Source organism: Nocardia sp. NPDC003482 (genome assembly GCF_053588115.1).
The window spans coordinates 277,230-303,259 of sequence record NZ_JBSFPI010000001.1; the positions used below are offsets into that span (position 1 = coordinate 277,230).

At 69.0% G+C, this 26,030-nt stretch carries 20 protein-coding genes, 1 tRNA gene and 2 pseudogenes; 12 read left to right on the forward strand and 11 right to left on the reverse strand.

The window, feature by feature from the left end:
* Positions 1–11 precede the first annotated feature (11 nt).
* Positions 12–836: an SCO6745 family protein gene (locus tag ACWDSJ_RS01330; RefSeq protein ID WP_450028688.1), complete on the forward strand. Its 825-nt coding sequence runs from the start codon at positions 12–14 to the stop codon at positions 834–836.
* A 36-nt stretch (positions 837–872) separates the two neighbouring features.
* Here ACWDSJ_RS01330 and ACWDSJ_RS01335 read toward each other — a convergent pair whose 3' ends face one another.
* Complete coding sequence (locus ACWDSJ_RS01335) at positions 873–1,397, reverse strand: CGNR zinc finger domain-containing protein (RefSeq protein ID WP_450028689.1); 525 nt, start codon at positions 1,395–1,397, stop codon at positions 873–875.
* 25 nt (positions 1,398–1,422) lie between these two features.
* Between ACWDSJ_RS01335 and ACWDSJ_RS01340 the strand changes: the two genes are divergently transcribed.
* Complete coding sequence (locus ACWDSJ_RS01340; RefSeq protein WP_450028690.1) at positions 1,423–2,829, forward strand: MFS transporter; 1,407 nt, start codon at positions 1,423–1,425, stop codon at positions 2,827–2,829.
* Between the two features lie 235 nt (positions 2,830–3,064).
* Here the strand turns inward: ACWDSJ_RS01340 and ACWDSJ_RS01345 are convergent, their stop codons facing one another.
* Positions 3,065–3,268, reverse strand: coding sequence for a hypothetical protein (locus ACWDSJ_RS01345; RefSeq protein WP_450028691.1), 204 nt, complete (start codon positions 3,266–3,268; stop codon positions 3,065–3,067).
* Positions 3,269–3,614: 346 nt separating this feature from the next.
* Between ACWDSJ_RS01345 and ACWDSJ_RS01350 the strand changes: the two genes are divergently transcribed.
* From ACWDSJ_RS01350 to ACWDSJ_RS01380, 7 genes and pseudogenes are all read left to right on the forward strand, one after another.
* A complete protein-coding gene (locus tag ACWDSJ_RS01350) occupies positions 3,615–5,030 on the forward strand; it encodes a condensation domain-containing protein (RefSeq protein ID WP_450028692.1) in 1,416 nt (471 codons plus the stop codon).
* Complete coding sequence (locus tag ACWDSJ_RS01355) at positions 5,030–6,415, forward strand: condensation domain-containing protein (RefSeq protein WP_450028693.1); 1,386 nt, start codon at positions 5,030–5,032, stop codon at positions 6,413–6,415. The genes ACWDSJ_RS01350 and ACWDSJ_RS01355 overlap by 1 nt, the downstream gene beginning before the upstream one ends.
* A pseudogene (locus ACWDSJ_RS01360) lies at positions 6,412–6,744 on the forward strand (glycosyltransferase); the annotation flags it as partial. The gene ACWDSJ_RS01355 and the pseudogene ACWDSJ_RS01360, both read left to right, overlap by 4 nt.
* A 729-nt stretch (positions 6,745–7,473) precedes the next feature.
* Positions 7,474–8,175, forward strand: coding sequence for a glycosyltransferase (locus ACWDSJ_RS01365; RefSeq protein WP_450029013.1), 702 nt, complete (start codon positions 7,474–7,476; stop codon positions 8,173–8,175).
* A complete protein-coding gene (locus ACWDSJ_RS01370; RefSeq protein WP_450028694.1) occupies positions 8,172–9,119 on the forward strand; it encodes an ATP-binding cassette domain-containing protein in 948 nt (315 codons plus the stop codon). The genes ACWDSJ_RS01365 and ACWDSJ_RS01370 overlap by 4 nt, the downstream gene beginning before the upstream one ends.
* Positions 9,119–9,934: an ABC transporter permease gene (locus ACWDSJ_RS01375; RefSeq protein ID WP_450028695.1), complete on the forward strand. Its 816-nt coding sequence runs from the start codon at positions 9,119–9,121 to the stop codon at positions 9,932–9,934. The genes ACWDSJ_RS01370 and ACWDSJ_RS01375 overlap by 1 nt, the downstream gene beginning before the upstream one ends.
* Positions 9,935–9,959: 25 nt before the next feature.
* Complete coding sequence (locus ACWDSJ_RS01380) at positions 9,960–11,300, forward strand: hypothetical protein (protein ID WP_450028696.1); 1,341 nt, start codon at positions 9,960–9,962, stop codon at positions 11,298–11,300.
* Here ACWDSJ_RS01380 and ACWDSJ_RS01385 read toward each other — a convergent pair whose 3' ends face one another.
* Positions 11,301–12,293: an LLM class F420-dependent oxidoreductase gene (locus ACWDSJ_RS01385; protein WP_450028697.1), complete on the reverse strand. Its 993-nt coding sequence runs from the start codon at positions 12,291–12,293 to the stop codon at positions 11,301–11,303.
* A 259-nt stretch (positions 12,294–12,552) separates the two neighbouring features.
* Here ACWDSJ_RS01385 and mihF point away from each other — a divergent pair, with 259 nt between their 5' ends.
* Both mihF and ACWDSJ_RS01395 read left to right on the forward strand, forming a co-directional pair.
* Positions 12,553–12,867 (forward strand): integration host factor, actinobacterial type, encoded by a 315-nt coding sequence (gene mihF / locus ACWDSJ_RS01390; RefSeq protein ID WP_387357489.1) that lies wholly within the window; start codon positions 12,553–12,555, stop codon positions 12,865–12,867.
* 96 nt (positions 12,868–12,963) lie between these two features.
* A tRNA-Leu gene (locus ACWDSJ_RS01395) sits at positions 12,964–13,051 on the forward strand.
* On the opposite strand, the pseudogene ACWDSJ_RS01400 reads toward ACWDSJ_RS01395, so the two are convergent.
* The 8 genes and pseudogenes from ACWDSJ_RS01400 to ACWDSJ_RS01435 all read right to left on the reverse strand — a co-directional run.
* Positions 13,030–13,953, reverse strand: a pseudogene (locus ACWDSJ_RS01400) (recombinase family protein); the annotation flags it as partial. The gene ACWDSJ_RS01395 and the pseudogene ACWDSJ_RS01400 sit on opposite strands and share 22 nt — an antisense overlap.
* Positions 13,954–14,628: 675 nt before the next feature.
* Entirely contained in the window at positions 14,629–15,147 is a 519-nt protein-coding gene (locus tag ACWDSJ_RS01405) for a MarR family winged helix-turn-helix transcriptional regulator (RefSeq protein ID WP_450028698.1), read from the reverse strand.
* Positions 15,148–15,327: 180 nt separating this feature from the next.
* Positions 15,328–16,608, reverse strand: coding sequence for a carboxylesterase family protein (locus tag ACWDSJ_RS01410; RefSeq protein WP_450028699.1), 1,281 nt, complete (start codon positions 16,606–16,608; stop codon positions 15,328–15,330).
* A gap of 334 nt (positions 16,609–16,942) precedes the next feature.
* The gene (locus tag ACWDSJ_RS01415) at positions 16,943–18,736 is read right to left on the reverse strand and encodes an AMP-dependent synthetase/ligase (protein WP_450028700.1); all 1,794 of its coding nucleotides are present in this window, start codon (positions 18,734–18,736) and stop codon (positions 16,943–16,945) included.
* Complete coding sequence (locus tag ACWDSJ_RS01420) at positions 18,729–20,186, reverse strand: phytoene desaturase family protein (protein ID WP_450028701.1); 1,458 nt, start codon at positions 20,184–20,186, stop codon at positions 18,729–18,731. The genes ACWDSJ_RS01415 and ACWDSJ_RS01420 overlap by 8 nt, the downstream gene beginning before the upstream one ends.
* The gene (locus ACWDSJ_RS01425; RefSeq protein ID WP_450028702.1) at positions 20,183–21,910 is read right to left on the reverse strand and encodes a DUF3556 domain-containing protein; all 1,728 of its coding nucleotides are present in this window, start codon (positions 21,908–21,910) and stop codon (positions 20,183–20,185) included. Before ACWDSJ_RS01425 ends, ACWDSJ_RS01420 begins: the two co-directional genes overlap by 4 nt.
* 197 nt (positions 21,911–22,107) lie before the next feature.
* Positions 22,108–23,343 (reverse strand): PucR family transcriptional regulator, encoded by a 1,236-nt coding sequence (locus ACWDSJ_RS01430; RefSeq protein ID WP_450028703.1) that lies wholly within the window; start codon positions 23,341–23,343, stop codon positions 22,108–22,110.
* Positions 23,344–23,453: 110 nt separating this feature from the next.
* The gene (locus tag ACWDSJ_RS01435) at positions 23,454–24,644 is read right to left on the reverse strand and encodes a PucR family transcriptional regulator (RefSeq protein ID WP_450028704.1); all 1,191 of its coding nucleotides are present in this window, start codon (positions 24,642–24,644) and stop codon (positions 23,454–23,456) included.
* A gap of 262 nt (positions 24,645–24,906) precedes the next feature.
* On the opposite strand from ACWDSJ_RS01435, the gene ACWDSJ_RS01440 reads away from it, so the two are divergent.
* Complete coding sequence (locus ACWDSJ_RS01440) at positions 24,907–26,028, forward strand: alpha/beta hydrolase (RefSeq protein WP_450028705.1); 1,122 nt, start codon at positions 24,907–24,909, stop codon at positions 26,026–26,028.
* Positions 26,029–26,030 lie beyond the last annotated feature (2 nt).

Genomic DNA, 26,030 nt, shown 5'->3' on the forward strand with positions numbered 1-26,030 from the left:
GGAGCCCCCCGATGCCGCACCCACAAACCAAAATCCACCGCATGTTCGAGCTCATCGAGCCGATCGCCACGGTCACCTTCTCCCAAGTCGTGGACGACGCGTTCCTCGCCGTCGGCATGCGCGACTACTGGGACGGATACTTCGCGGGCCGCGCCGCGCCGCTCGGGGCGGCACCGGCAGAGGTGGTGCACGCGGTCTTCTACAACTTCGCCGAAGGCGAAGTGGCGCGGCACATTCCGTGGGTGTGGGGCAAGATCAGCCAGCGGGAGGCGATCGCGGTGCGGGAGCGGGCCAGTGCCGACGCGTTGCGGCAGAGGATGGGGGAGCTGGCCGAGTCGTCCGATCTGGTGAGGGTGGCCGATCTTGCCACCCGCGCGGCGGTGAGTGCGCCGACCGAGGGGCGGGCGTTGTATGCGGGGCTTCGGGCACTCGATGTGCCCGAGGAGCCGGTGGCCAGGCTGTGGCATGCGGCGACGTTGCTGCGGGAGCATCGGGGGGACGGGCACAATGCCGTGCTCACCGTGTATGGCATCGGGGGTACCGAGGCTCATGTGCTCATGGCGCTCGCGCTGGGGATGCGGGCGGAAAAATTCGGACGAGTCCAGCATCTGCCCGAGGCGCGGCTGGCCGCTGTCGTGGACGGGCTGCGCGGACGTGGTCTCGTGGACGACGCGGGCGGATTCACCGAGGCCGGTCGGCGGTTCAAACAGCGGATCGAGGAGCTCACCGACGAGGCGGCGGCGCCGGCCTACGACGTGCTCGACGCGGAGGAACTCGACGAACTGATCGCGGGGCTCGAACCGATCGCCGCCGCGGTGGAGACCGCCGGACACTGAATACCCCGAACCCGTTGGGCCGCAACAAATTCGAACCTACCGCGTGCGAGTCGCCGCTCGATGCCGCCGAACCGCGTCCCGGTTGGCGCAAGGGTGCGTGCAATACCGTTGTGTCCCAGGCCGACTGAAGTCGACGAAGGCGTTGGCGCAGTCCTCGGCCGCGCAGCGGTGGAGGCGGTGCATGCCGCGGTCGGTGAGGTATTGGGCCGCGGCGGCGCTGGTGGCTCCGGCGAGGGTGGCGCCGAAACCGGCGTCGGGGTCGCGGTAGTGCAGGTGCCAGCCGCTGCCGTCGTGGTCGGTGATGGACGGGCCGACGGTGAAACGGGTGAGCATCGCGTTGAGGATGTCGACGCGCTCGGTTTCGGTGGTGGCGTCGACGGCTCGGCGTAAGCCGTCCAGGAAGTGGTCGACCTCGCGCAGGTCGGCGGCGGTGGTCGGGTGCTGCGCGGGCAGCCCGTGGGCGGTCCAGCGGACCTCCAGCTCGGCGGGCGTGGACACCGGCCGGTTGAGCAGGTCGATGGCGTTGCGCAACAGCGGCTCGATGTAAGGGTTTACGCGCACAAGCTGATTACATCAGCGTGGAAGTATGTTGCCAAGTCCTTCCGCCGCACCGGCATACGAATCGGCCCCGCCGCGCGCCGCCGTCCGGGGTCCGCTGATCGCCTGTAGCCTGGCGACCTTCCTGCTGCTCGTCTACACCAGCATCGTGACGGTCAGCGTCCCGGTCATCGTCGCCGATCTGGGCGCGAATTTCGCTGTGTCGCAATGGATCATCGACGTCTACACGCTGATGCTGGCCGCTCTGGTCCTGGGCCTCGGGACGCTGGGGGACCGCTGGGGGCATCGGCGGTTGTTCCTCGTCGGGCTGGGGGTCTTCGCGGCGGCGTCGGTGGCGTGCGCCGCGGCCCCGTCCGGTGGGCTGCTCGTCGCCGCGCGTGCGGTGCAGGGGCTGGGCGGGGCCGCGATCTTCGCCACCGCGGTGCCGCTGCTGACGCGCTGCTACAGCGGCCGGGCCCGCGCGACCGCGTTCGCGGTGTGGGGCGCGGTCGCCGGGGTGGGTAGCACCGCGGGCACCATCGCGGGCGGGGCGGTGACCGAATTCGTCAGTTGGCGTTGGCTTTTCGTCGGGGCGTTGCCGTTCTGTCTGATCGCCCTCGTCGTCGGCGCGGTGTCGCTGCCTCGGACCTCGACCGGCGGAGCGCCCGTGGACTGGTGGGGTACGGCGCTGATCACGACCGCTATGACCGGTCTGACGTTCGGGGCGATCAATGCCGGAGAGGCGGGGTGGTCCTCGCCCGGCACGGTGCTCGGTGTCGTGATGAGCGTGGTGGCGGTGGGTCTGTTCGTGCCCGTGCAACGCCGGGTCGCGCATCCGATACTGCCCGCGAGCCTGTTCGCCACGCGGGGGTTCGCGGCCGTGTTGATCACCGGATTCTGTTACTACTTCGGGGCTTTCGCCGCGTTGCCCGTCTTGTCGCGGTGGCTGCAGGGCGGTCAGGGTATGCGGCCGTTGCAGGCGGCGCTCGTGCTCACCGTGCAGTTGCTCGCGTTCATCGTGGTGTCGTTGCTGTTCAGTGCGCGATTGCACAAGGTCTCGCGGGGGTGGGTGCTGGGCGGGGGGACGGTGTTGATCGGGCTGGCGTGTCTCAGTGGTGTCGCGCTCGAGCTGTGGCCCACCTGGATCGCCCTGATCGTCGCTCTGGTCGGCACGGGTGTCGGGGCGGGGGTCGTGTCTCCGGTTCTGCCTGCGATCGCCGCGACGTCCGCGCCGGTCAGTCGTGCGGGGACGGCGGCCGCGGCCGCCAATGCGATTCGTCAGCTCGGGCTCACGATCGGTATCGCAGTCTGCGGTGCAGTCGCCCAAAAGCCTTCGGGGGTAGGGGATTCCGGCGGCGGTGTGGTGGCGGCCCTGCTCGTATGTGGCTGTGTCGCGTTGTTCGGCGGGATGCTCGGGGGTCGCCTGCTGCGTGGCGGGGCGCACCAGGGTCGCTGACCGTCCGGCGGGGCGGGTCGGCTTCGACGCCCCGCTTGGGCGTGCCCGAATTCGTTGTGCCGCTTGCTGTTCAGTTCTTCTGTCGTGCCGCTCCCTGTGCCCCTTGCTGTTCCAGTACTTCTGTCGTGCCGCTCCCCGGGGGCGTCTCCTTCATCGAGTCGCGCGGACCCCCAGGGCCGGGGGCTGGGCGCGGTCGTCGTGTGCGGATGTGGGTGCCCTGGTGTCTGCCCGACGGTCAGTCGTCGGATGCCGTGCGTCCGGCGACGAAGCGGGCCAGTGCCGGGTCGTCGGAGACGATCCGGTCCACCTCCTCGCCTCCCGTGCACTGATACAGCCCGATGGTGAGGGTGCCGCCGCGGCTGCCGAGGACTCGCCAGATCGCGCCGCTGTCCTCCCAGCGTCGCAGTGCCGCCACGGCCGTCGAATCGGGATCGGTCACAGGAACTCCTCGGGCGAAACTGGACAAATCGTGCGGTCTGCTTTTTCTCGTCATGATTTTATCCAACCTCCGACCGGGCCGTGAAAAGTGGCGTTCACATTCGCTTCACATTGCCGAAAGATGTTTCCGGCCGGAAGTACTGTGACGGCGAACACGCTGGTAACCGGGTTTACGCTGTCGTACAGTGAACCCGACGCTACCGGGTTCTCGAGGTTGCCAGGCTCTCCTTCTCGAAACCGCGTCCGCACCACCGGTCACCGCTGATCCCACTCCCCGACACCATATTTCAGCGTTAATCCTCGCGCGTTCGAATTCTCGTGCGCGCAGGCATGTCCGATGAGGGAAAATGGAATACACGATCCTTTCGCATTTCGACATCCGACCCGGAGCGCTCACGCTGTGGCGCGCGGTTCGCGCGCCCGGCACCGAGTGGACGACCGACGCGCGGCCGCTGACGTGCGCGCACGAGCGGTACCACCGACATTTCGACGCCACCGATCCGCGGCCGGGACGCGGGCGGTGGATCGGCACGATCTTCGAGATGGACGCGCCGTTCGACGCCCGCGCGGTCCGCGATCTGGTGTGGGCGTGGCACGCGCGGCACGAGGGCCTGCGCACGACCGTCGCGCCCGGCCCCGAGCCGAGCCGGTTGACCTGCGAGGCATTGGATGTGGACGTCGTGCACGAGCGGGTGCCGGGCGTCGAATCGTCGACCGCGCTCAACGACTACCTGTGCGACGCGCTCGAGCAGCGCCTGTCGCCGCTGGTGTGGCCGCACGTGCTGATCGCCACGGTCGAACACCGCGCGAGCGGGGATTTCACCATGCTCGTCGCCGCCGATCATTCGGTCATGGACGCCTACAGTCAGGTGCTCATCGTCACCGAGCTGCGCACCCTCTACCGCGCGCTGCTCGACGGGACGGGGTTGCCGCACGCAGACACCTTCGCCAGCCCCGCCGACTATGCCGCGGTCGAGCGGCAGGCCGCGGCAGCGCTGACCGAACAATGCGCGGCGACCGAGGTGTGGCGGGCGTTCCTGTCGTCGGCCGAGGGCCGGTTTCCGCGCTTCGCGTCGTCGGTCGCGGCGGTCGATGCCGCGGAAGGCCAAGCGCAGACCAGTGTTTCGCGGTGGTTGCTGACCGATGCCGAGAGCGCGGCGGCCGAGCGGGCGGCGGCGGAACTGGGCCATCGGGCCACGACGACGATCTTCGCGGCGCTGGCCCTGGCGTCGTGCAGACTGACCGGCGCGCCCGAATTCCGCACGATCATGCCGGTGGCCACGCGCCCGCACCGGCGGTGGGCCGAGTCGATGGGGTGGTTCGTCAATATCGTGCCGCTGGCGATTCCGATCAGCGCCGACGCCACGTATCCGGACGCACTCGCCGCCGCGGACGCCGCGCTGCGGTCGGCGAAGGCGGCCACCCTGGCACCCGCCGAACGCATCCTCGACCTGCTCGGCGTGGACGATCGCCCGCGATTCGCGGTGTCCTACGTGGACATTCGGCGGCTGCCCGACCACGAGCTCATCACCGGTCTGCGCGGGCGCGCGCTGCGGGCGGACTCGTATTCGGGGGACGAGGTCTATTTCTGGGTGGTGCGGGCGGCGGAGGGGCTGAATGTCTCCGCGCGGTTCCCGGCCGCCTACCCGGCGGCGGTGGTGCAGCGGTTCATCGACGAATTCACCGCGATATTGCGGGAATTCGGCGCGGCGACCACGCCGGAGCCGACGCTACGGGTGATGTCCGGACAAGGTGCGGCGTGATGCGCACCGGAGGTCTGGACGAGTCGCTGCGGGTGTGCGCGCGGCCGATCGTGGTGCGGCCCACGGCGGGTCGAGCGGTCGCCTCGCCGGTGCCGCCGTCGTTTCTGCAACTCGATCATCTGCGGGCCGCGGCGGACGGCGATGCGCCGTATCTCGGTGTGGTGAGCCATGTTTCGGGGTCGTTGGATACCGCTGCGCTGGTCGAGGCGGTGACCGGATTCGTGCGGGCGCACGACGGTCTGCGGACGCGGTTCGAGCCGTCCGGGGACGGGTTCACCCGGCAGGTCGTCGATCCGCAGACGGTCGAGTTCGGCGCCGACGCACTGGACGGCGCGAGTACGGAGGCGCTACGGGAGTGGTTCGAGGCGGCGGTGTCGCCGTTCGCGTGGCCGGTGGCCTTCGCGGCGGTGCCGGTCGACGCGGGCTTCGACCTGGTGTTCGTCGCCGATCACGCGGTGAGCGACGGGATGTCGCAGGCGCTGGCGGCCCGCGAGTTGACCGAGCGGTACCGGGCGGCGGTGGCGGGACGCGAACCGGTCTGGCCCGCACCGGTCGGATCCAATGCCGACTACGCGGCGTGCGAGCACGATCGGGCCACCGACGCGCTGGCCGACGAGCTGTTCCCGTACTGGGATCGGGCGTTGGCCGAGACGGGCTATCGGCTGCCGGTGTCGGCGGTGGATCCGGGCCTCGCGCCGGGGGAGCGGTATCGGCGGCGGGTCCGCAGCCGGACCTTGCTCGACGGGGACGCGGCGCGGAATTTCGATGCGGCGCTTGCCGATTCGGGGACGTCGCTGTCGGCGGCGTTGTTCGGTGCGCTCGCGCTCACCGACTACGAGCTGACCGGACGGGACCGGTACTGGGCCCTCGATGTGGTGTCCACCCGGTTCGGGGAGCGGTTCGCGACCGGACAGGGCTGGTACTGCAACTTCGTGCCCGTGTCGTTCGGGTTGGGGGAGTCGCCGGACTTCGTGAGCGTGGCGCCCGCGGCCCGCGCCGCGTTGGATCGGGCGCGGCTCATGGCGCGGCTGCCCGTGCACGGGGCGCTCGCCCGGGTGATGGCGGCGGGGAAGGGCGGCGAATTGGTCACGCGGGAGCCGAGTTTCGTGACGCTGCTGGATTTGCGGCGGGCCTCGGCCGGGGAGGAGCCGGGCGCCGATACGCGGATCTTCACCGCCGACGGGACCACGGCCACGGTGTCGATCTGGTTGGGCCGCAACGACTCCGAGTACTTCGTCAGCATCGGTGCGCCCGATGTTCCGGCGGTGTGGGAGCGGCTCACCGGATACGCCGAGCGGCTGGCCGCCACGCTGGGCAAGATCGCGGCGACGGGCAATTATCGACCGGTCCGGGTGCACGGCGTGGAAGGGAGGGCGAGCGTATGAAGGCGCTGCTGGCCTTCGGAGGAAGTCGTGGGGACGCTCAGCCGGGAGTGTTGCTGGCGCGCGAACTCGCCGGGCGGGGGCACGAGGTGATCTTGGCGGTATCGCCGAATCTGGTGTCGTTCGCGGGTGAATTCGGTGTTGCCGCAGTGCCTTTCGGGTTGGATACCGATGAGCTGCTGCGCGCCCAGTTGGGGCGGCGCGGCGGTGGGCTGCGGGCGTTGCGGGAGGTGAATCGGCAGGGCTTCGCCGAGGCGGCGAGGGATCTGCTGCCGCTCGCGGCGGGGGTCGATGTGGTGGTCGGTGCCATGGCCAATGAGGAGGTCGCGGCGGGGGTGGCGGCTCGCGTGGGGGCTCGGTTCGCGGCCGTGCATTACTTCCCGATTCGGGCCAGTCGGTCGGTGCCGATTGTGCCCGCCGGGTGGGGGGAGCGGGTTCCTGGGGTGGTGAATCTGCTCGGGTGGCGGGCACTGGCTCGGGCTCGGGCGTGGGCGGTCGGGCCTGATGTGCGGGAGTTGCGGGCTGGTGGCCGAACTCGGGCGCGGGCGGTCGCGCCCGATGCGGGCGAGTTGCGGGCTGGAGGGGGCGCTCGGGCGGGGGCGGTCGCCCCCGGTGTGCGGGAGCTGCGGGCTGGTGAGGGCGCTCGGCCGTGGACGGACTCGTCCGATGTGCCGGAATTGCGGGCCGGAGGGGACGTTCGGGAGTGGGCGGTCGCGCCCGGTGGGCGGGAATTGCGGGTTGGCAGTTGCCAATCGGGGGACGCTGGCATCGAGGGGGGTGAATCGAATCAGGGAATCGCTCTGGGGCGAGGCGCAGCTGTCCCCGCGTCGGGATTTCGCCCCGCTGAGGAACCTCGCCGCGATGAGGAACCTCGCGGCGCTGAGGGGCCTGGCCGCGCTGAGGGAGGAAACGTGAGCGGGAGCGGGCCATTGGTCGGGCGGGCGTGGACGGGCGGGGGAATCGCCCGAGTGAGCGCGATCGGTCGGTGGTCGCGGATAGGCGATCCGGCAGAGGAAGCGGGTAGCCGGTTGGCCGAAAGTGCCTGGGCGGGAAACGGTTACGTGTCCGAGGGTGCACGGATCGCCATCCAGGCGTACGACGAGCGACTGTTCGGCGGATTGAGCGTGGAGTGGGGAGAGGACCGGCCGTTCGTCGGGTTTATGGTCCCGAAAGCCGTTGCTGGGCAGGTTGATACGGAGTTGCCGGCGTGGCTCGCGGCCGGGGACGCGCCGGTGTACGGCGGGTTCGGGTCCATGCCGGTCGGGGAGGCGGACGCGACGCTCGAGCTGATGCGGAATGCATGCCGTCGGGTGGGGCGGAGGTTGTTGTACGTGAGTGGGTCGCGCGGGGTGGAACCTCGTTTGACCGAGGAGTTGGCGGTGGTGCGTGGTGTCGACCACGCCGCCATGTTGCCGCGCTGTGCCGTCGCGATCCATCACGGTGGCGCGGGGACGACTGCCGCGGCGCTGCGGGCGGGGATTCCGTCGGTGGTGTGCTCGTTCCTGGCCGATCAGCCGTATTGGGGGCAGCGGGTGCGGGCGTTGGGAGTCGGTGTGGCGCTGCCGTTTTCGCGGTTGACGGAGGCGCGGCTGGTTCGAATGCTGGACCTGGCGCTGAGTGAGTCCGTGACGCGCCGGGCGGCGACCTTCGCGGCGGGATTTCGCGCGGATGGCGTCGAGCGGGCCGCCGATGCGGTGGAGTCGCTGGAATCCGGTCGGTCCCGAGCGGTGCGGTTCGATGTGGAGGCGGGGTGGCGGGCGTGACCGAAACGGCCATCGAGGCAAGGGGTTTGGGCAAGACGTTCGGGTCGTTCACCGCTGTCGACGGGATCGATCTGCGGGTGCCGAGCGGTTCGGTGTTCGCCCTGCTCGGACCCAACGGCGCGGGGAAGACGACGACCGTGCGGATGCTGGCGACGCTGTCGCGGCCCAGCCGGGGCGCGGCGCGGGTGTTCGGATACGACGTGGTCCGCGACGCGACGGCGGTGCGGTCGATGATCGGGTTGACCGGGCAGTACGCGTCGGTCGACGAGAATCTGTCGGCCGAGGAGAATCTGCGGATCTTCGGGCGGCTGCTGGGATTGTCGCGCCGGGCGGCGTTCCGGCGCGGCGCGGAGTTGCTCGAGCGATTCGAGCTGACCGCCGCCGCGCGACGACCCGCGGGGGCGTTGTCGGGCGGGATGCGGCGGCGGCTCGATCTCGCCGCGACGCTGATCACGGTGCCGCCCTTGATCTTTCTGGACGAGCCCACGACCGGACTCGACCCGCACACCCGCCGCCAGATGTGGGACATGGTGCGCTCACTCGTCGCGGACGGTGTCACGATCCTGCTCACCACCCAATACCTCGAGGAGGCCGATGTGCTGGCCGACCGGATCGCGGTCGTCGATCGCGGGACCATTGTCGCGGAGGGCAGCGCCGACGAGTTGAAGGCGTCGGTGGGGGAGGAGGTGCTGCGCCTCGAACTCGCCGATGCCGACCGGTTGGCCGTCGCCGTCGCCATCGCGGAACGGGTGAGCGGCGGGGTGGCGCGCGTCGCGCCCGAGGGTGCGGCGTTGTCGGTGCCGTTGCGCGATATCGACAGCGGCACAAGGGTTCTCGTGGAGTTGCGGCGCGCGGGTGTGCGGCTGCGCGGGTTCGGGGTGGAGCGGCCCGATCTCGACGAGGTGTTCCTCGCGCTCACCGGGCACGTGCGGGCGGTGGCGTGATGACTGCTCTCACGCTCGCGCCGCCCCGTGTCGATCGCCGTCCCCGGGTCACTCGAGTCGGCCCGCGCGCGGCCGTGCGGCAGTCGCTGATCATGGCGTTGCGGGGCGTGCTGACGTTCCGGCGCAGTCCGCAGCTGCTCTACGACGCGGCGCTGCTGCCGATCGTCGGGCCGGTGCTGTTCGGCAATATCTTCGGCACCGCCATCGCGGGCAGCGTGCACGCCTACCTGCCGACGCTCATCCCGGGCGTGCTGGTGCAGATCGTGCTGACCGCGTCCGTCGCCACCGGCGTGCAGCTGTGCGAGGACGTGCGCTCCGGGGTCCGGGATCGGTTCGCGGCCATGCCGATGGCGCGGGTGGCCCCGATCATCGGCGCGCTCACCGCGGGGATCACCCGGTACGCCATCGCGGCCACCACGGTGGTGATCGTCGGCTTCGCCATGGGGTATCGGCCCGCGCACCCGCTCGGGCTGATCGCCGCCGCGGTGCTGGTCGTGCTCGTGACGACCGCGTTGAGCTGGATCTTCGCGGCGGTGGGCGTCACTATGTCGAAACCGACCGCCGTGCAAGGCGTTTCGGCGCTGATACTGATGTTGTTCACCTTCGCCTCCAACGCTCTCGTGCCGACCGCCGCCATGCCGGACTGGCTGCGGCGCGTCTCCGACGTCAATCCGGTCTCCCATCTGGTATCGGCGGTGCGCACGCTCGCCGACCAGGGACGGTTCGGGGCCGACGCCGCGTGGTCGGTGCTGGGCGCGGTGGTGGTGCTGCTGGTGTTCGCGCCGATCACCGTGCGGGCGCTGCGGCCTCGCTGATCTTCTCGGAAAGGGTTCCGCCGCAATGACTCTCAATCGGCTCACCGCCGACGACGATCTGTTCTGGAAGGTGCACCGGCTGTTCGGGTCGGTGCTCGTGAATCAGCTCGCCTGGCGTTTCGATCGGCCCGTGGCACGCCACGACGTGCGGGCGCTGCACGCGCACTTGGCGCACGGTTTCCTCGCCCGGCGGGTGGTGCCGAGCCGGATACCCTTCGCGCGGCCGTGCTGGGCACCCGCGCTCGACGCGATTCCGCTCGACTGGCAGGACGAGGAGGTGCCCGCCGACGCGGTGGTGGATTGGCTGTCCGCGCAGACCGGGCCCGATTTCGATCCGGCGACCGGGCGGTTGTGGCGGCTGTCGGCGGCGCCGAGTGCGGGTGGGACGCTGGTGTCGCTGGTCACCTCGCATGTGGGGGCGGACGGGGGTGCGGTGATCTTCGCGGTGCGCGACGCGCTGACCCGGCTCGCGGCGTCGGCTCCGATCGACCGGTCCGACAGCAGCGGGCGGCTCGTCGGCGCGGTGCCCGCGCGGGGGAAGTGGCGCGCGGATCTCGCCGACGCGGTGGCGTTGCTGCGGGAGATCGGCTCCGGTGTCGGCAAGGCGTATCGGGCTCGGGGCGTCACCGAACCGGCGCGGCTGCCGCGGCCCGCCGAGCCTCGGCTCGAGCTGCCGGAGCGGTTCCAGCCTGCCGAGTTGATTCTGAATGTGACCGCCGCGCAATGGGATTCGGTGGCGGCGGCGCACTCGGGCACGGCGAACGGGTTGCTGCTGGGCGCGGCCGTGGGTGTGCTCGGCCGGTGCGGGCGGGTCGAGGACGGGCAGGAGGTGCGGGTCGACATACCCCGCTCGTTGCGCGGGCCGGACGATCCGCGCGGGAACGCCACCACCGGCGTTCCGATCGCGGTGCCCTACCGCAAGGGGGAGCGCGCCGACCTCGCGCAAATCCGCGCGGCCACGAAGCGGGCCATCACGGCCTACGGCGATCCGGCCACCACGCCCGCGGTGCAGCATCTCCAGCCGGTGCAGTCCGTGATCCCCGATGCGTTGGCGCGGCGGCTGGTGCGTACGTCCAAGGCGCCGATCTGCCTGTGCACCAACCTCGGTGCGACCGCGCGATCGGTGGCGACCCTGGCGGGGAACACCGCGGCGGCGGTGGTCATGCGGCCCGTCATCCGGCCCGCGGCGACCGAGTTCTTCCGGAGCACCGAGGTCGGGCTGAACATGTCGTGGTCCAGCGACGGTGACACCGTGACGCTGGCGGTCACCGCCGCCGACCCCGACCGCTTCCCGACCCGGGCGGCGTTGCGCGTTCTCCTCGAGGAGGAGTTCGCCGCGTGGGGGCTCACCCCGGTGTTCTGGTAGTCAGCGCAGCGCGCCGATCACCTCGCGTTCGAACAGCTCGATACCCGAAGTGTCGTAAGCGGATTCGGGGAAATTCAGGATCGCGTAGCGCAGGCCCAGATCGCGCAGCCGGGTCAGATTCTCGATGATCCGCTCGGGCGTGCCCGCCGCCTGCGAGGGACGGAAATTGCGCTCGACCCAGTCGGTGGCCTGCTCGGCGCCGATCGCGGGCGTGATGCGGTCGCGCAGGGCCGTCAAACGGTCCTCCACCTCGGCCTCGGTCGCGCCGATGACGACATTGAAATTCGAGCTGCGCACGATCGCGTCGAAATCGGTACCGACATCGGCGCAATGGCCGCGCAGGACCTCCGATTTGTGGGCGAACTCCTCAGGGGAGCCGCCGAAATTCGAGTACCGCGCGTACTTCGCCGCGATGCGCAGCGTCTTCTTCTCCCCGCCGCCCGCGATCCAGATCGGAATTCCGCCGGGCTGCAACGGAAGTGGGCGCACGATCGCCTTGTCGACCTGATAGTACCGGCCGTCCAGGGTGGCCTCGCCCTCGGTCCACGCCTGCCGGAAGATCCGCACGCCCTCCTCCAGGCGGCCCAAACGCTCACCGGCCGTGGGGAATCCGTAGCCGTAGGCCCGCCACTCCTGCTCGTACCAGCCGCCGCCGATGCCCATCTCCACGCGGCCGCCGGAGATGATGTCGGTGGTGGCCGCGACCTTCGCGAGGTAGGCCGGATTGCGGTACGACATCGCGGTGCACATCTGCCCGAGGCGCACCCGGGACGTGGCCGCCGCGAACGCCGCCATCAACGTCCACGCCTCGTGCGTGGCCTCCGTCGTCGGCGCGGGCACGGTGTGGAAGTGGTCGTAGACCCACAGCGACTCCCACGCCTCGTCCGCGTCCGCGCGCTGGGCGAGATTTCGCATCACCTCCCAGTGCGCGGCGGGATCGATGCCGATCAGATCGAGCCGCCAACCCTGGGGGATGAAAATGCCGAAGCGCACCTCGAGTCTCCTTCTGCGTCAAGTGGTACCCCGACCCACTGTCGCGCCCGATCGCCCGGTCGGCAACCGTTCGGCACACCGCGATCCGTACTCGGCGGGGTCGGAGAGTCCGGCAAATCGCCCGCATACCCGGCGAGGTTCGCGGCCCTCAACCCGCCGACCTCGAATTTCTTCGCGGTGTGTCGTGCCGGAACCCGCGCTTTCGTGATGTTCAATCGGTGCCGTTGAGGTTCCAGCGAACGAGTGAAAGGTTGTAGACATGGCACTTCCCACCATGACCGCCGAGCAACGCTCCGAGGCGCTGGCGAAAGCGGCCGCGGTCCGCAAGGCCCGTTCGGAACTGATCGAACAGGTCCGCAAGGGCAAGGTCTCCATGGCTGAAGTGCTCAAGCGCGCCGACAACGAGGACCTGGTCAAGAAGACGAAGGTCGCCGCCGTCATCAAGGCGCTCCCCGGCATCGGTCCGGTCAAGGCCAAGAAGCTCATGGACGAGGCCGACATCCCCGAGGAGCGTCGCATCGGCGGCCTCGGCTCCCGGCAGCGCGCCGCGCTGCTCGACGCCCTCAAGGACTGACGCTGGCGGCGCTCAGCAAATCCCCCTCGCGACCTGCGGAAACCCCCGTGATTTGGACCTCGCGAGCGGATCCGATAACCTTGCTGAGCACCACCGGTCCGGGTGGCGGAATGGCAGACGCGCTAGCTTGAGGTGCTAGTGCCCGATTAAGGGCGTGGGGGTTCAAGTCCCCCTCCGGACACCAGTGCTAAACACACGGGGATCTGCCGTGACTGTGGCTACTTGGCGGCGATGGTCGTATCTGATTTGGACGTTCATCGCCGCGTACAGGGCCTGCTTATCTTCGGGTCTTCCGGCATCGAGAACGGCTCGGACGTCGCCGAGGGCGTCGATCATCTTCTCGATCTGGCTGGCCGTGAGTTTGATCGGTTTCGGGATCTGGTCCAATTCTGTTGTGGCGATGGCCTTTTCGGCTTGTGCCGCGTTCATGGCGTCGACGAGAGCGATGGGGTCGACGCCTGCTTCGATGGCTCGGCGGTGGCGGTCGAGTTTGGTGTCGGCGTCGCGGATGCGGGCTTGGAGTCCTTGTCGGCGGAGGTCGCTGTCGTCGGTGTCTTGGGCGGCGACCAGGGCCGCGATCGTGTCGGTGCGGTGCCGGCGGTCGAAAAGGGTTGCCAGCCAGGTGTTCAGGGGGCCGAGGAGGTGTGCCTCGCGGAGGTTCACTGTTTTCGGATGGTCGGCTGCCGCTGGGCTTCCCGGTGCGAGAGTTCGTGCGAGACAGCGGTAATAGACCGTGTCGTGCAGCATTTCGGCTTGCATCTTGCGTTCGCAGCAGTCGTGGCGGATGAGGCCGCGGAGTTGGTAGGGGCGGGGCAGGTTGGGGTGGCGTTGTCGTTCGAGTCGGGCTCGGGCACGGTTGTCGGCGCCGCCGCGGCTGCGGCGGAGGAGGTGGGCCTCGGTGAAGGTTTCCACCGACACGATCTTGGGGTGTGCGGGTTTGCGGGAGCGGATGATCCGGTCGGCGCTGGAGCGGCGGAAACGGACGATGTGGCCCGCGGCGACGTCGTCGGGGTCGATCAGCTCTTCCTTTTTGGTCCATCGGCCGAAGACGGCGTAGCCGGTGTAGCGGGGGTTTTGCAGGATCGCGCCGACGGTGGGGGCTTTCCTCGTCGAGTTCGCGAATTGCCTTGGCGCTCGTCCTCATCGGAGGCTCGCCCGCGGCGATGTAGAACCGCCACAGCATCTCGATCAACGGAGCATACTTCTCAGGTACGTCGGTCGGCTTGGCCAGACGCGCCGGCATGACGCCTCCTCTTCGTCGGACCGCTCAACGACTCAGCGCGCGAACACTATTCATTTCCTGCGGGTTAAGCGTCCGGTTTCCTACGTGCGGCCTCTTTCTCGGGCTGCTTCTACGGGGTGTGAGCTCGAGTCGTGTCTGATGTCGCTGTTCCCACCAGTTTCTTGTAGCAGGTCAGTACCGCAGCGAGGGTGAGGAAGACGAGGAAGTGTGTGGCCTTGCGGTGGTAGCGATGCCGCCCAGGTGGGGGACAGGTCCGGGAAGCGGGTGGTGGCGGCCCGAACGGTGTCGATCACCGCATGGGCTTCGGCGCGGGTGTCGAGGTAGTGGTGCGGTGCGGAAGAGCGAGGCGGGTGCCACGAAGCCGGCTCCGCCCGCGGCGAGGACCGTCATGGTCGTCGCTGCGGCCACGGTGCTGACTCGCCGTCTGCGCGTGCCGCGCGACAATGGTTGCCGGACTGCCATTGAGATTTCTTTTCGAGACGGCCGCGACGTTCGTGATCGACGGCCACAGGATGGCGTCACCTCGACATTTCGGGGTCGCCGTATTCGGCCAGCCGCTGCGCGATCGCCGCCAGCTGGGCATTCAGTCCCGCCAGGTCGATACCGACCAGCGCGTCGCGTAGGCGCGCCGAGGCGTCGAGGACATCGGGCAGGGCGGCGGCCAGCACCTGCTCACCCGCCGCGGTCAACCCGACCAGCACACGTCGCCGACTCGCCCGGTCGGTTTCGCGGACGACCAGACCGCGGTTTTCCATCCGGACGACCCGATTGGTCACCGAGCCGGGCGTGATCAGCAGCAGCGTTCCCAGCTCGCTCATCGTCACCGGCATCGAGCGGTGCCGCCACAAGGTGGACAGCACATCCCACTCCCATATCTGTAAGTCGTGGGCCGCCAGGACGGCCGCACTGTGCGCATCGAGCGTTCGGCGCAGCGAGATCAGTCGCCCGTTGAACTCCAGACCGCTCAGGTCCGCATCGGGGTGCTCGCGCCGCCACTGCTCAGTAGCCGAGCCCACCGGATCCACATCGTCTGCCATTCCGACCTCCACCGCAGACACTTCTATGCCAAAGTTTTTATGTCAAATTGATCTGGTGCGCGGGAAACGCACCACAAGCGTTGCGCCTGGGCCGCGGCTCAGCGGCGATGCCGTGGCATTACCAACGCAGGAGTCGAACGTGTTCGAGCGACGGACCGTTGCCGTCCCCACCCATGCGCGTCAGTGGAATCGCAGGGTACGGGTGGGAAGTCCACCGGTCCCGTAGCGCGCGAAATCAGCCCATGTGCGGCGCACCTGGGCGGCGAGGGGAGCGGGGACGCGGTGGCCGGCGAGCATGGGGGCGTCGCTCCAGTCGCCGTTGAACAGCAGGGGGAGGTCCATGCAGTGACAGGCACCGAAGGGGGCGCCCTCGGGTTGCCAGTCGAATCGGAAGGTTGCCACGTGCCCGCCGAAGCTTGTCCACAGCTTGGCGAGTTCGGCGGCCGAGTCGCCGAAGAGGCCGGCGGTGGCGCGTTTGGCGATGATGCGTTCGACCAGCCGCCCGACCAAGCCCAGCTTGGCCAGTTTGGCCGCTCGTGGGTCCATGGCGACGAAGGGCACGGCGTCGTCCTTGGTGTAGCCGATCATCAGCTCGATGTGAGGTGCCGCCTCGGCGAGCGCGTCGTACAGTGAGACCGGAAGGGGGTCGATGCCGTAGATCGGCCCGAAGGGCAGACCGCTGACGACCTTGAAGCTCTGCGCGGCGGTGACCGCGTGCCGCTGGGCGGCGAGGATTTCCCCGACGCTGGCGGTGAGGGGGTCGGCGTCGAGGTGGCGATCGAATGCCTCGCGCATTGCCTGGGTCATCGCGGTCCGTTCGGTACGCGCGCCGGTGGGTGCGGACTGGGCGATGGCGCGGCGGAAGAGCCCGCGGGCCGTGGGCGCGGCGATCAGGGCGAGGACGGAGTCGGCGCCGGCGGATTGCCCGAACACGGTGACGGAGGCGGGGTCACCGCCGAAGGCGGCGATGTTGTCGCGGACCCAGTGCAGGGCGGCGATCTGGTCGAGCAGGCCGAGGTTGTCGACGCCGGTGCCGGTGGGGGTGAGGTAACCCAGCACGCCGAGGCGGTAGGTGACGTTGACGACGACGACCCCTTCGCGCGCGAGGTCATCCGGGTCGTACTTGGGTGCCTCGCCGCCGCCGGACATGTACGCGCCGCCGTGAAACCACACCATCACCGGCAGCCCGGCAGCATCGTCGGGTGCTGTCACCGACAGCACCAGGCAATCCTCGCTCTGCTGGAGCTCATCGACGATCGGCCCGTTCACGTTGTCCAGGCGCGAGGGGTCCTGCGGGCAGGCGGGGCCGCGAGTGGTCGCGTCGAGGACGGCTGGCGAACGCGGGAGCGGCTGCGGAGCGCCGAAGCGTTGCGCGCTCGCGTAGCGCACCCCGCGCGCGTGAGTGAGGCCGCCGACCCGATGCACCCGCACAGAGCCCGCCGTGGTGTCGATCGTGGTCACTTCTCTACTCCCTTCGACATCAAAGTTTTGACGTCAAATATACACGGGGCCGAGCGGGACAAAAGGTCACAGATCGCGTTCGGGGAGTCGCCCATAGGAGCGGCCTGGCTTTGGGGACCCAACCGGCTCTGTTCATCGGGCAGTCACGCTGGTGGTCAGGATGGCACGGTTGGTCGAAAGTGAATGGAATACTGGGTCTGTAGCTGTGACGCTGCAGGTCAATAAGTGTGCTCCCGCACGCGCGGGGATGAGCCCTTCGAGAGGGTGACGCGGGGGCCGTCGATGATGTGCTCCCTGCACGCGCGGGGATGAGCCTTCTGGTGAGCCGCAAGGTTCATGCGTAGAGCGCGTCGATGTCGGCCGCGTGTCGTTTCAGCACGGCGGGGCGTTTGAGGGAGAGCTTCGGGGTGAGTTCGCCTGTCTCCTGGGACCATTCGGCGTCGAGGATGCGAATCTTCTTGATCTGCTCGGCCTTGGAGACCCTCGCATTGACCTGGGCGACCGCGGCGTTGATCTCGGCTGTCAGGTCGGGATGCGAGATCAGATCCGCCACGCTCGTTCCCGCGTCGAGTCCGTGCCGCTCGCGCCAGCCGGGCAGCGCGTCGCGGTCCAGGGTGATCAGGGCCGCGATGAACGGCCGGGCGTCGCCGATCACCATGCACTGGCCGATCAGCGGATGCGCACGCAATCCGTCTTCGAGCGGAGCCGGCGACACGTTCTTGCCGGCGGCGGTGACGAGGATCTCCTTCTTGCGGCCGGTGATGGTGACGTAGCCGTCGGCGTCGATGGCGGCCAGGTCGCCGGTGTGGAACCAGCCGTCGGTGAAGGACTCCGCGGTCGCCTGCGGGTTTCGCCAATAACCTTGGAACACAACGGGTCCGCGCACGAGGAGTTCACCGTCCTCGGCCAGCCGCACGGTGTGGCCGTCGAACGGGCGACCGACGCTGCCCAGCCGCTGGCTGCGCGGGTGGTTGCCATTGAGCGTGATGGCCGCCGTGGTTTCGGTAAGTCCGTAGCCCTCGGCGATATTGACGCCGACGCCCCGGTAGAAGTGCGCCAGCCGCGCACCCAAGGGCGCGCCGCCGGAAATGGCGTGCGTGCATCGGCCGCCGAGCGCCGCCCGCAGCTTCCCGTAGACGAGCTTGTCGAACAGCCGATGTTGCAACCGCAGCAGCAGGCCCGGACCGCCGGTGTCGAGGGACCGGCTCCAGGCGATGGCGACCTCGGAGGCCCGGTCGAAGATCGCGCCCCTACCGCTGTCGTGCGCCTTCTGCTCGGCCCCGTTGTAGACCTTCTCGAAAACCCGCGGCACCGCGACGAGTCCGGTGGGCCGCAGCGCGGCGAACTTGGCGGGCAGGTCGGTCCAATCACTGGTGTGGGCCACGGTGAAACGGTGTTCCACGGCCGCCAGCGAGGTGGCGTGCGCGAGGATGTGGGCCAGCGGCAGGAACAGCAGCGTGCGACCGTTCGGACGCAGCAGTTCGGGCACGCGGGCGGGCGCGCACGCGGCCATGGCGGCCAGATTGCCGTGGGTCAGCGGCACGCCCTTGGGCTTGCCGGTGGTGCCGGAGGTGTAGATGACCAGTGCGTTCGATTTCGCGCCGAGTCGGGCACGGCGGGTGGCCAATTCGTCGTCGGGCACCTCCGCGCCGCGATTGATCAGTTCGGTGATCGCGCCGCCGTCGATGTGCAGGGTCTCCCGCACGGGCAGGCCCGCGATGGCCTGCTCGGCGATCGCCAGGTGTGCGCCGGTTTCCGCGACGAGCAGCTCCGATCCGGAGTCCTCGACCACCCAGCGCACCTGATCGGCCGCCGAGGAGGCGTAGATGGCCACGGTCACGCCGCCGGCGAACCAGATGGCGTAGTCGAGCAGAATCCACTCGTATCGGGTGTCGCTCATCAGCGAAACCCGGTCGCCCACTTCGAGTCCGGCCGCGATCAAGCCCTTCGCGACGGCCCGCACCTGGCGGGCGAATTCGGCGGCGGTCAGCTCCGACCAGCCGCCATCGGCGGTCGGGATCAGGAACAGCACGGCGTCGGGGTGGTCGCGTTCGTTGCGCAGCACGGGATCGCCCATGAAATGGTCGTCGGCGATGGAGTACGTGGCGGGGACACTGTATTCACGCATGGTGGTGAACCTTCTCGAAGTCGTTGTGCAGCAGTGATATTCCGGCGCGACGCAGTGCCGACAGGGCGGCGTTGTGGCCTGCCGTGCCGTGTGCGCCCGCACCGGGCGGCGCGGCGGCCGAGGCGATGAACATGCCCGGCACACCGGTGTAATAGGGGTCGAGGGCGACGCGCGGCCGGGTGAGCAGCTGGAAAGGCGTTGCCGCGCCACCGATGACATCGCCGCCGACGAAATTCGGGTTGGCGGCGATCAGATCCGCGGTCGTGGTCACCGAGTGTGCGACGATGCGATCCCGGAAGCCGGGCGCGAACCGTTCGATCTGGCGCAGGATGGCTTCGGTGGCATCACCGGTGAATCCGTGTGGCACGTGGGCGTAGGCGTAGATCGGGTGCAGATCACCTCGGGACCGGCCCGGGTCCGCCAGGTACTGCTGGCCCACGATGACGAACGGCCGCTCGGGCATGCGCCCGGCATTGGTCTCGCGCTCGGCGACGACCATCTCCGCGAAAGATCCCGCGACATGGACGGTTCCGGCTTGACCACATCGCTTGTCGGTCCACGGAATGCCGCCCTGTACCGCCAGATCCACTTTGAACGCGCCGGGTCCGTAGCGGTAGCGCCGGTAGGCGCGCCGAACACGGTGCGGCATCCGGTCTTCGAGCAGGTCGGCGACAGCGTGCGGGCCCAGATTGAACAACACCATATCGGCGGGCGGCAGCTGCGACGTGGCGGTGACGCGCACCCCTGTCTCGATCTTCCCGCCGAGCGATTTCAGCAGTGCCACAAGGGCTTCGGCGATGGACCGCGATCCTCCCGCGGCCACCGGCCAGCCATAGCGCTGGTTCACCGCGAGGAACATGACGCCCAGAGCCGCCGAGGTGGGCGCTGTCAAGGGCCGGAACGAATGCGCGCACGCGCCGCCGAACAGTGCTTTCGCCTCCTCGGTGCGCCACAGCCGTGCCAGGAGCGACGCCGACGCCAGTGCGGGGAAACCCAAGCGCGCCAAGCTGATCGGATGCCGTGGTAGGTGCGCGGGCGGCCGGAACGTCTCGTCGATGAGATCGTCGATGCGCTCCGACAGCGGCCGATAGAACCGACGCCAGCGGTGAGCGTCGACGCCCAGCCCGAGGGCGGTGTCTTCCACCGACCGTACGAGCACACCCGCGCGCCCCTCGTCGAGCGGGTGCGCCAGATCCACGGGCGCATAAAGCCAACGGAGCCCGAACCTTTCGAGCTCGAGCGATCGCAGCAACGGTGAGGCCGCAGCGAAGGGATGGACCGCCGAGCAGTGGTCGTGCAGCAGCCCCGGCAGCGTGTACTCGCCGCTGGCGGTGCCGCCGCCGAGGGTGTCGGTGGCCTCGAGCACGGTCACCTCGACACCGTGGCGCGCCAGCGTGACGCCCGCGGCGAGCCCGTTGGGTCCCGACCCCACGACAATGGCGGTGGTCATGCCGCACCCTCGGCAGCGGTGTGCACATGCACCGGAATCGTTCCGTCCCAGGGTTGTCCGGTGAGCATGTCCGGCACTTCCACATAACCGATCTCGAAGGTGCCGGTGGCGGCGTCGATCAGGCGGTATTCCTGCCGCTGCCGGTGCATGGGCTGCGATTCCAGCACGATCACCCGCAGTTCACCCGGCTCGAACCGGCAGCGCCGCTGCACGGCGGTGACGAGCTGTTCGTTGTGCAGGTGCCCGTCGCCGAAGTTCCATCCGATCGCCGACCCCGCCACGATTTCGCCCTCGACCACCCGGTAACGCTCGTGGTCGGTTCCCCCGGCGCGGGGGATGAGGCCGTAGAGAGCGCGGCCGTGCGTGTGCATCGAGCGAAAAGCGTATTGCCGGTGGTCGAAGTATTCCGCCGCGGTCTCGTCATACAGGCGCGTGAGCTGCTGCGTGGGGAACTGTGCGGACTTGACCAGGCCGCTGTCCCACTTCTGCAACGCGCTCGGGGCGAACAGCCACAGGCTGGTCGGCCAGTTGCCCGCGTAGTAGCGCATGGACATCAGGAACGAGGTGTGCTTCGGCACGAAGTTGCCGTAGGCGACCAAGGCCACCAGCGCGGCGATGAACAGCAGCGCCCACGGCCCCGTCAAGTCGCCGAGACGCAGGGAACCATGGTCCACGAACAGGATCCACGTACCCATGATCATGAAGACGTTCCACTCCAGCGGCACCCCGATGGGCAGGCTGGTCAGGATGTTCAGATGGAAGACGGTGAACAGGATCGCCGCCGCGATCGCGAGCTTGCCGCCGTGCGCGAGGTAGATCACCGCGGGCATGACGATCTCGAAGGCGGTGCCTGTTCCGTGCGCGAGGAACGCCGAAACCTTCGACGGCCGTAGGTCGTTCGGGTAGTCGCGGAACAGCTTTCGCTTGAGAGTGGTGCTGCGGAGGATCGGATTGTTGCTCATCATCACCGCCACCACGTACGGGAAGTGATGATTGAACTTCGACACGGCCGCACCCCACCAAATGGCCAGCATCACAAGTTTCGCGCCCACCAGCCCGTCCGCGCCCGGGAGCATCAACATCACGAGGAAGCTGCCGTACACCTCGGTGCGCGCGGCCAGGAAGATCGCCTTGTCGCGCAATCCGATCAACGCCAGCAGCACCAGGATGGGCAGCAGGCGCGCCGGGGCCAACGCGGGCGCGTCGCCGTGGGCGGTGGGTTCGGTGGCGGGGGAGGTCAGGGCGAAGACCGCGGCCGCCAGCACGCCGACATACAGCGCGACATCCAGCGGTGTGCGGGTGCTGCCTCGTGTGCCGGGTACCCGCTCCGGCCATGGGGGCAGCCGGATGGTGCCGGGTCGAAGCCAGTACAGCGGCCCGCCGATCGGCGGCAGGAAACGCAGTGTCAACGGCCCGAACCCGCAGCCGAGGCCGAGCACCTCGAACAGCAGCGTCCACACCACCAGCTTCTGGAAGAACAGCGGTTCGTCCCACCAGTCGAAGAACCGCGTGGGTGAGCCGAGACCTGGTGTGGCCCAGCCGATTCCGATCGCCACCGCGACATAGAGGACGATCTTCACCACGTACCCGAGCAGGACCGCGTCCGGGGAGCCGACCCCGGCGGAGGCCCAGTCCAGCACGATCGGCCGCAGCCGCTGCATCCGGGTGCCGCGCCGCCAGCTTTCGTAGTCGAGATCGGGCAGGCGCGGGGACAGGAAACCCATGAGAGTGTAAATCCTTCGAGGAGAACGGAATCGGCGCTATCGCGGTCGGCGGGACATGCGAACCTTCCTGGGCAACAGGGGCGGTGGCCACATGACACCACGCGATATGCGGGGCCGACCAGCGGCCGGTCGGAGATCTGTGCGCCGCGCACAAAGGATGACGCGCGATTCATCCGCCGCGCCCAACGCCGGGTGCGTCAGCCGGGCGGCAGGAGGGCCACGGTGCCGTGCCACCGGCAGATGCCCAGCGCGTACCGCAGTTCGAAGGTGTCGCCGGTGAGGTCCAGCCCGTATCTGCGGGTGATCTGCTGGATTCGGTACTGCACCGTATTGCGGTGCATCAGCAGTCTTTTCGCGGTGCGGGCGTAACTGCCGTTTTCGGCGAGGAACACCTCCAGGGTCTCGCGCAGCACCGCGGTCTTCGCGTCGTCGCGGGCCAATGGACCGAGTACGCGGGTGGCGAACGCCGCCAACTCCCGGGGCTCGTCGACGAGCAGGGCGAAGGGGGCGATCTCCTCGAAGGCCACCGCGGCGGCGGCGTTCGAACCGGCCGACTGTGCGAGGGTCTTGCCGCGGGCGGCGGTGCGCGCGCTGCGGCGGAAGCCGCGCAGACCGGAATCGGCCGCGCCCAACGCCATTCGTACCGGTAGCCGCGCCTGCGTCAGATTCTGCCGCAGGTCGGACAGGTCGGGGAACTCGCGCCGGACCGGGAGCCACAGGCGCAGTTCACGATCACCGGCGGGCAGGGCGAGCACCGGGTCGATCGCCTCGACCGCCCGGGTGAGCAATTGGGCCGCCTGCTCCAAGGCCCGCGTCGTCTCGGCGACGGTGCACGGCGGTGTGGTCCACAACTCGACGGCCAGGTGGCGTCGGTCGAGCCGATATCCCAGTGCCGCTTCGGCGGCCGCGACATCCGGGTCGGCCTCCTCGAGCAGCCGCCGCACCCATTCCCGCCGGGCCGCGTGGCGGCTGTTGAGCCAGCGGTCGCGTTCGGCCTCATAGACCGCGCCCACCTCTTCGGTCACATGGTCGAGGTAGGCGGCCCCGAAGTTCATGATGTCGGCGATCTGCGTCATCCGATCGGGTCCGCCCGCCTCGAGGATGCGGCCGATGCTGACCTCCAGCAGTCTGGATTGACCGAACCCGTACGCGCGCAGCAGGTCCGTGAGCGGCACCCCGCCGCGAGCCAGCCGGCGCGCGTACACGATCGCCGTGGACGGCGGATTGACGGTCGCGGGATCGATGGCGTTGGCCAGGACGTGCACGACCGTGACAACGTTCTCGGTGATGCTCGCGGCCAGCAGATCGGCGAGTTCGGGGTCGGTGTCGAGACCGTCGACGGTGAGCTTGGTCTGGCGGATCAGTTCGGCGGCGACGACCTCGCGATGCGGCTGCAGCGCCCGCCCCAGCCATGTCAGGGATTCGAATGCCACGGCGCACCGCCTTTTCATTGTCCGACCTCGCCGAATTCGGGCTGCGAGTACAACGCCTACGGGCATCGGCGGCGCGCGGCGATCGACCGGACTCGCTGTGGCACTTGGTATTACGTCACCGTTGAGCGCTGGGTGTAGCTGCGCACGATCAACGCGGAGCGTAGTCGCCACAGGCCGGCCGCGGTGCAGGGATCACAGCCGGTGATCTGATGGATGCGTTTGAGCCGGTAGTCGAGGGTGTTGGTGTGTACGTTCAGCTCGGAGGCGGTGCGCCGACGGTTGGTGTCGTTGGCCAAATGGGTAATCAAGGTGTGCGCCAGCTCCGGATAATCTTCCAGCGGCGACAGCAGAGCGCTGAGGGCATCTCGAGCCGGGCCCGGACGGGTGAGCTGGTAGTACAGACTCAGCTCGCTCGAACGGTACAGGCGGGGCTCGACCCGCGTCGCGATGGCGACATCGAGGAAATCATGTGCTTGGCGGCCCGCGTCCGCGATATCGGAGGTGGCGGCGGTCACGGCGACCGCGACCACGGCGCGCCCGATACTGGTCTCCAGGTCCCGGATCAGTTCGCCGAGATCGTCCTCGGCGACCAAGTCCTCGGGAATCAGCACGGTGCCGCCCTCGACACCGAGCAGCGAAAGAGCCGGCGGTCCGCACCGCCGGATCAGCGCGGCCTCGAGACGGGAGGCGATCGCCGCGGACCGGCCCTTCACCGGCCCTGGTATCTCCAGCGCGATCAGGTGATACCGGGTGCTGATCGCGACACCGCTATAACGCGCGAGCGGCTCGGCGTGCTCACCGCGCAGCAGGGCGACGGCAAGGGTACGAGTCGCGGCGTGGATATGGCTGGTGGTTGTGGGCAGTTGGTGGGAGTAGGCGCGGGTGAGGCGCACATGCACCGATTCCAGAAGGTCCAGCTGGTCGCGCAGTGCCGCGACCGCCTCGGACGGGGTGTGCGCGAGTTGTGTGAGCCGCTCGGCCCCGCGTCGGAATCCGGTGTGGATCGCCTGCTGGAGACGATCCAGGTCCAGCCCGAGTGTCGCCCAGTGACGTGCCGCGAGTTCGAGTTCGTGCAAAGCGGGGGCGAGGTCCTGTCCCCGGAACCCGTCCACGGCGAGGTCGGTGCATACCCGCACCACCTCGGCGCGCAGAGCTTCGAACTCGGTCCGGGCCGCACCTGCGGCCGCGCGTGGGGAGGGACCCGGCCAGGCCTCGGTCCTCGAGGGTCTCTCGCGCTCGCGTGCGCCGCTGACCTCGACCGGGCGGGTGATGGTCGGGGGCTGTTCGACCGAACTGCTCACGAGTCCGCACTCCCTTGTTCTGACCGTGGGCACTCGCGTGGGCGCGCCCCGGGTTCGGCTGTGGTTGATCGGTTCCCGAACGTCCGTGCGCTCCGAACGCTCGCAGGCGGTGAGGTCGTCGCGCCCGCAAATCTCGTGTTCTGACCTGGCTTCGGCCCCGATGCTATTGCTTTCTTGACTGTCGTTCAAGAAGATGTCTACTGTAATCCCGAGTACTTCTTGGGTGGTATCCAAGAAGTGGTGAAGCGGGAGGACGCGAGTCATGGAAATCAGCGAGTCGGCCGATCGGCGTGAGGCGGTAGCGGTGCGGCGGCGTGACGTCACGTTCCCCTCCGGGCAGGACGAGTGCGCGGCCTGGTTGTACACCGCACCCGACCTGGACGGCCCGCGCCCGATGGTGATCATGGGACACGGGCTGGGGGCTGTGCGGGAGATGCGCCTGGATGCCTACGCGCAGCGCTTCGCCGAGGCGGGATGGTCGGTGCTGGTGTTCGACTATCGCCACCTCGGGGCCAGCGGCGGAATGCCGCGCCAGATTCTCGATATCGGCCGCCAACGCGCCGATTGGCATGCCGCCCTTGCCTTCGCGCGTACGCTGCCGGACGTCGACCTCGACCGGATCGCGTTGTGGGGCAGCTCGTTCGGCGGCGGACATGTCCTTCAGGTCACCTCCGAAGACAGCGGTATCGCCGCGGTTGTGGTCCAGTGCCCCTTCACCGACGGACCGGCGTCGTTGCGCTCGCGTCTGCGGACCGGCCCGCTGAGTGTGGTGGTGCTGACCGTGGCCGCCATCCTCGACACGGTCGGTTCCTGGTTCGGCGCGAAGCCGATCCTCGTGCCGATGGTGGGGACGCCCTGGATGCCCGCGTTCCTGGCGTCGCCCGACGCCCTCGCCGCTGCTTCCGCGCTCGTGCCCCCGGGGACCCGCCTCTCGCGACGTACCAGCGCGGTACTGAAACGGCTGCCCTCGGTGCGGGCTCAGGTGTCGAAGAACATCGAGCTGACCGAGAACGACGGTGGGGAAGAACCCGCGACCGGTGTCGGTCGCGACAGCATATGGGGTGTATTGCGCGGCCCGGACGGCGAATTCGATGCCGCCAACGCCCTGGCCGCACGGCTGGTGCTGCGCCTTCCACTCGATCGGCCCGGTCGCGCGCTGGCGCGCTTCAGCACTCCGACGCTGCTGTGTGTCTGCGACAACGACGTCGCCGCGCCCGCGAAGACCACCAAACGGCACGCGCGGGGCCTGGCCCACGTGCACGTCCAGAGCTACCCGTGCGACCACTTCGGCATCTACGTCGGCGAGCCCTTCGAACAGGCCGTGCGTAATCAACTCGCTTTCCTGGCAACACAATTCGATTACACCGCAGCGAACACCCAGTAGGC

Coding starts and splice junctions, on each gene's coding strand:
- ACWDSJ_RS01330 (WP_450028688.1), top strand. CDS start 12: ATGCCGCACCCACAAACCAAAATCCACCGCATGTTCGAGCTCATCGAG.
- ACWDSJ_RS01340 (WP_450028690.1), top strand. CDS start 1,423: ATGTTGCCAAGTCCTTCCGCCGCACCGGCATACGAATCGGCCCCGCCG.
- ACWDSJ_RS01350 (WP_450028692.1), top strand. CDS start 3,615: ATGGAATACACGATCCTTTCGCATTTCGACATCCGACCCGGAGCGCTC.
- ACWDSJ_RS01355 (WP_450028693.1), top strand. CDS start 5,030: ATGCGCACCGGAGGTCTGGACGAGTCGCTGCGGGTGTGCGCGCGGCCG.
- ACWDSJ_RS01375 (WP_450028695.1), top strand. CDS start 9,119: ATGACTGCTCTCACGCTCGCGCCGCCCCGTGTCGATCGCCGTCCCCGG.
- ACWDSJ_RS01380 (WP_450028696.1), top strand. CDS start 9,960: ATGACTCTCAATCGGCTCACCGCCGACGACGATCTGTTCTGGAAGGTG.
- mihF (WP_387357489.1), top strand. CDS start 12,553: ATGGCACTTCCCACCATGACCGCCGAGCAACGCTCCGAGGCGCTGGCG.
- ACWDSJ_RS01405 (WP_450028698.1), bottom strand. CDS start 15,147: ATGGCAGACGATGTGGATCCGGTGGGCTCGGCTACTGAGCAGTGGCGG.
- ACWDSJ_RS01415 (WP_450028700.1), bottom strand. CDS start 18,736: ATGCGTGAATACAGTGTCCCCGCCACGTACTCCATCGCCGACGACCAT.
- ACWDSJ_RS01420 (WP_450028701.1), bottom strand. CDS start 20,186: ATGACCACCGCCATTGTCGTGGGGTCGGGACCCAACGGGCTCGCCGCG.
- ACWDSJ_RS01425 (WP_450028702.1), bottom strand. CDS start 21,910: ATGGGTTTCCTGTCCCCGCGCCTGCCCGATCTCGACTACGAAAGCTGG.
- ACWDSJ_RS01440 (WP_450028705.1), top strand. CDS start 24,907: ATGGAAATCAGCGAGTCGGCCGATCGGCGTGAGGCGGTAGCGGTGCGG.